A 4,744-nucleotide genomic window follows, 5' to 3' on the forward strand; every position below is an offset into this window, starting at 1 on the left:
GCGCCCCCCCGGCCTAGCCGGGGCGGCCCCCACCCCTTGGGTGGCACCCCCCCTCCCGTTGCTTTGACTGCGGGATCACGCTCCACGCAGGCCATGCTCAGTCGAAGAGACCTTGTCCCAGGTACTGGCCTTCCTGCACTCCCGGAGGGACGGCGAAGAGCCCGGAACCGGTGTGCTTCAGGTATTCGACAAGGGCATCGTTCTTGGCCATGGCGTTTTGCATTGGCACGTAGTGCGTGCGCGGATCCACCACGAAGGCAATGAAGAACAGGCCCGCATCCAGGCGGCCCAGGCCATCGGACCCGTCGGTGTAGTTGAACCCGCGCCGCAACATCTGCGTGCCGTTATTGGCCGAGGGGTGGGCCAATGCCACGTGCGAATCCGCCGGCATGATCGGTCCGCCGCGGCCTGCCATGGCAAAGTCCGGTTCGGTGAATTCGGTGCCGCCGGACAGCGGCGCGCCCTCGCGCTTGGTGCGGCCGAAAATGTTTTCCTGCTCGCGCAAGGAGGTCCGGTCCCAGGTTTCGATATGCATGCGGATACGGCGCGCCACCAAGTAGGTTCCGCCGTTCATCCAGGCTTCCGATCCGGCGGCGCCACTGACCCAGACGTGTTCGTCGAGGGCCTTTTGTTCCTCCGCCTTCAGGTTTGCCGTGCCGTCCTTGAACCCGAAGAGGTTCCGTGGCGTCGCTTGCGCGGTGGAGGTCGAGGAGGTGCGGCCAAAACCGATTTGGGACCACCGCACCCGGGCCCGGCCAAAGGCAATGCGCGCGAGGTTCCGCACCGCATGGACCGCCACTTGCGGGTCGTCCGCGCAAGCCTGGACCACAAGGTCTCCCCCGCTGCGGGCTTCCTCCAGCGCGTCCCCGGGAAAATGCGGCAACGCGATCAGCGCCTCCGGGATCTTCCCGTCCAACCCAAAGCGCGGGCCGTCCGCACCTTCAAAGAGGCTACGGCCAAAGCCCACGGTGACGCTCAGGTGGCTGGCCGACAGGCCCAGGGCCTCTCCGGTGTCCTCCGGCGGCGCATCGTAGCTGCCTCCGGTGGCCCCGAACTCCCCCACGTCCGAACCGCGCATCAAATGCTCGATGGCAGCGGTCCAGTCCGAAAGCAGGGCAACAAGCTCTTCCCTGCTCTCCGCGGTGACGTCAAAGGCCGCAATGTGCATCCGGTCCTGCGCCGGCGTGGCAATTCCGGATTGGTGGGTGCCGTGGAATTCGACGATATCCCCCGCAGGCACCTCGGTGGCCTGCGCTCCTGACAGTTTTGCCTGCCCCACGGCACCGGCGGCAATCCCGAGCCCGCCCGCACCCGCAGCGACCAGCAGGGAGCGCCGGCTGGGCGCGGTCTTCGAAGTCATTTCGGGTGGGCCCGCGGTCTTGCCCGTGGCCTCTCCACCGGTCTTGTTCCTACCCAGCATGGCCCCTACTTCACCACTGCAGCGGTCAGCTTGGACAGGGGCTCGGCCAGCGCGTCGACCGCGGCACTCAATTCCTGCACCTGCGCCTTGCTCAGCTGGTCGTAGAACACGAAGCCCTCGCCCTCTTTGTGCTGGTCAAGCAGCTTTTGCAAGGCATCGAAGTTCTGCTGCAGCGAGCTGTCCAGTTCCGCGTCGGAATCGGTGAGCAACGGCTTGAGGTCCTCGTAGGCGATCCGGGCACCATCAACGTTGGCCTGGAAGTCCCAGAGGTCGGTGTGCGACCAGATTTCCTCCTCGCCGGTGACCTTCCCGGTGGCGACCTCGTCGAGCAATTCCTTGGCCCCGTTGGCGAGCTTGTCCGGGGTGAAGGTCAGCTCGCGGGTGCGGTCGTAGAGTTCCTCGGTGTCGGCGACCATCTTGGTGGCCAGTGCGGAGCGCTCGGCGTCGCTCATGGCCTTGTAGCCGGAGAGCGGCGGCCACAGGTCCTTTTCCGCGCGGTGCCAGCCGGTCCAGTCCTGCCCCTTTTCGAGGTCCGCTTCGCGTGCGTCAAGGATCGGGTCGAGGTCGCCAAAGGACTCCGCAACCGGCTCGATGCGTTCCCAGTGCATGCGTACGTTCGGGTAAAGCTCCCTGGCGGCAGCGGCGTCGCCGTCGGCGAAGGCCTTGGCAAAGTCCTGGGTGCCGGTCACCAGCTGCTCGGTCTGGTCCTTGACGTAGGCGGAGTAGAGCGTGACCGCCTGCTTCTGCTTCTCGGCCCGGTCGGTGCTGACCGTCTGCCCCGCCGGTGCGGCGCCTAGGGCCAGATCGCCGCGGATGCCGTCACCCACCATTCCCGGCTTGCAGGCGGTGACGTATTTGCCTTCCGGCGCCACCACAACCAGGTCGCGGGTCAGGCCGGGGCCGATGTTTTCCACTTCACCAATGATCCGCAGACCGTCTTCGGCCAAGAGGTAGAACTCGGTGACCTGGTTGCCCTCGTTTTTCACGCTGAACTTGACGGTTCCGCCGGGCGCGCTGGCGGTGGAGAGCGTGCATGCATCGGCGGTGCTGGTGACCTGGATGGACCCGTCCCCGGCGGCCTCCGGGGTGTTGGTGGTGCAGCCGGTGATTGACATGGCTGCCACGGACAGGGCCGCCGTGATCTGGAGCGGGCGAGCGAGTTTCATGAAGGTCCTTGTGAGTGGGAGTGGCAGTGGTTCAGGCGGAGACCGGCAGCGAGGATGTTGCCCGCTTGGCTCCATTGTGACCGCGGATCTTGCGGAAATACAGGATCGTCACCGGAACGACGTAGGCAACCCAGGTGATGGCCTCAATCCAGGTGGTGGCCGGTGAGAAGTTGAAGATCCCCTTGAGCAGGGTGCCGAGGAACCCTCCGGGGGCAATGATGAGCGAGACATCGAAGGCGAGGTTGTGCAGACCCGGGAGGAGCCCGGCCTCCTGCAGGTCGTGCACCCCATAGGCCAGGACTCCGCCAGCGACAACAATCAGCGCGGCACCGGTCCAGGTGAAGAACCGTGCGAGGTTGATGCGCAGGACGCCGCGATGCAGGAGCATGCCGAGCCCGATGGCGACCAGTATTCCCAGGGTGGCGCCAAGCAGTGGCTGCCAGGTCTCACCTGTGGCCCGCGTTGCCGCCCAGAGGAACAGGGCGGTTTCCAGGCCTTCGCGTCCCACGGCCAGGGCCGCGACCAGCACCAGCGCCCAGCCGGTACCTCCCGCGGCGTCGTCGACCTTGCCGCGCAGGTCGCTGACCAAGGTCCTGGACGCGCTCGCCATCCAGAAGACCATCCAGGTCACGAAACCGACCGCGAGGATGGACAGCCCGCCGCCGATGGCCTCCTGTGCCTCGAACGTGAGTCCCCGCGGGCCAAAGGTCAGCAGTGCGCCGAAGCCCAGGGAAACGGCGACGGCAACCCCGACGCCGATGAAGACCCGCGGGATCAGCCAGGTGCGTCCGCTTTTGTTCAGGTAGGCAAGCAGGAGGACAACGAGAAGCACCGCTTCGAGCCCTTCGCGCAGGCCGATCAGGAAGTTTGCTGTCATGGGAGCATGCCTTTGTGGTTCACCGCCATCCCCAAGACGGCCTGCAAGCAGGCCAGCCCGAAGACTTAGGCGTGGCTGGGATGAATAGGCAACGCACCTATCGCCTAATGAGATTACGCCCGGCTTACTTCGCGCCGCAAACCGAAAGGCAGGTCACATTGGCATCCACTCACCGACCAAGGGCTGTCGCCTGGCGCAAAAAACATCACCCACTAGGAAAAATGAAATTGTGCCGGCATGCGGGACCGTCTTCGAAGATTACGCAACGCGGCCGAATCGTCGCTTGGAAACTCTCCGCACGAACTGTCCATGAGCCGAACATTCAAGTCACGAATAAGCGGCCCCGGGCCAAGGCCCGGGGCCGCTCGTGAGGTTCAGTGGGTGTGCCTGGTACCGGTTAGTACCCCAGCGACCGGCCCGCCATCTTTTCCAGCCGGGCAACACGCTCATCCATCGGCGGGTGGGTGGCAAAGAGCTTCCGGGCGCCGGCGAAGGGATTGGCAATCATCAGGTGCGAGGTGTTCACCAGGCGCTGGTCGTCCGCCGGCAGCGGCGCACGCTGCACGCCGCTCTCGAGCTTGCGCAGGGCCGAGGCCAGGGCCAGCGGGTCGTTGGTCAGCTTGGCCCCGTCCTCGTCGGCGTCGTATTCGCGGGTTCGGCTGATGGCCATCTGGATCACGGTCGAGGCGAGGGGCGCCAGCAACGACATCGCGATCAGGGCGATGGGGTTGGCGTTGCGGCGGTCGCCACCGCCAAAGAAGAGCATCATCTGGGCCACGGAGGTGATGACACCGGCGACGGCGGCCGCGACCGAGGAAGTGAGGATGTCGCGGTTGTAGACGTGCATGAGTTCGTGCCCCAGCACCCCGCGCAACTCGCGTTCGTTCAGCAGCTGCAAGATGCCCTCGGTGCAGCACACCGCGGCGTTTTCCGGGTTGCGTCCGGTGGCGAAGGCATTGGGCGCATTTGTCGGTGAGACAAAGAGGCGCGGCATCGGCTGCTGGGCGGCAACCGAGAGCTCATGCACAATCCGGTACATGGCAGGCTGGTCCGCCTCGGTGACCGGGTAGGCCTGCATCGAGCGGATGGCCAGCTTGTCGGAATTCCAGTAGCCGTAGGCCGTGGTGGCCACGCCGATGAGGGCGAAGATCCAGATGAAACTGCTGCTTCCGGTTCCCGACGCCAGCAGGGCACCAAGGGCCAGCAGCAGCGCGAACATGCCGCCAAGCAACCCCGCCGTCTTCAAGCCGTTGTTGTGATTGTGCACTGTGGTTCTCTCCT

General features: G+C 65.5%; 4 protein-coding genes. All 4 read right to left on the reverse strand.

What is annotated here, in order from left to right:
* Window positions 1-97: 97 nt before the first annotated feature.
* The 4 genes from efeB to htpX all read right to left on the reverse strand — a co-directional run bounded on the left by efeB (window position 98) and on the right by htpX (window position 4,730).
* A complete protein-coding gene (efeB, locus tag ACLQ7E_RS18005) occupies window positions 98-1,420 on the reverse strand; it encodes an iron uptake transporter deferrochelatase/peroxidase subunit (protein WP_411733947.1) in 1,323 nt (440 codons plus the stop codon).
* Between the two features lie 5 nt (window positions 1,421-1,425).
* Window positions 1,426-2,586: an iron uptake system protein EfeO gene (gene efeO, locus ACLQ7E_RS18010; RefSeq protein ID WP_411733949.1), complete on the reverse strand. Its 1,161-nt coding sequence runs from the start codon at window positions 2,584-2,586 to the stop codon at window positions 1,426-1,428.
* A gap of 31 nt (window positions 2,587-2,617) precedes the next feature.
* On the reverse strand, window positions 2,618-3,463 hold the full coding sequence (gene efeU, locus ACLQ7E_RS18015; RefSeq protein ID WP_411733950.1) for an iron uptake transporter permease EfeU: 846 nt from the start codon (window positions 3,461-3,463) through the stop codon (window positions 2,618-2,620).
* A gap of 397 nt (window positions 3,464-3,860) precedes the next feature.
* A complete protein-coding gene (htpX, locus tag ACLQ7E_RS18020) occupies window positions 3,861-4,730 on the reverse strand; it encodes a zinc metalloprotease HtpX (RefSeq protein WP_411733951.1) in 870 nt (289 codons plus the stop codon).
* Between the last annotated feature and the right edge of the window lie 14 nt (window positions 4,731-4,744).

Source organism: Paeniglutamicibacter sp., from assembly GCF_046714615.1.
Lineage (GTDB): Bacteria > Actinomycetota > Actinomycetes > Actinomycetales > Micrococcaceae > Paeniglutamicibacter.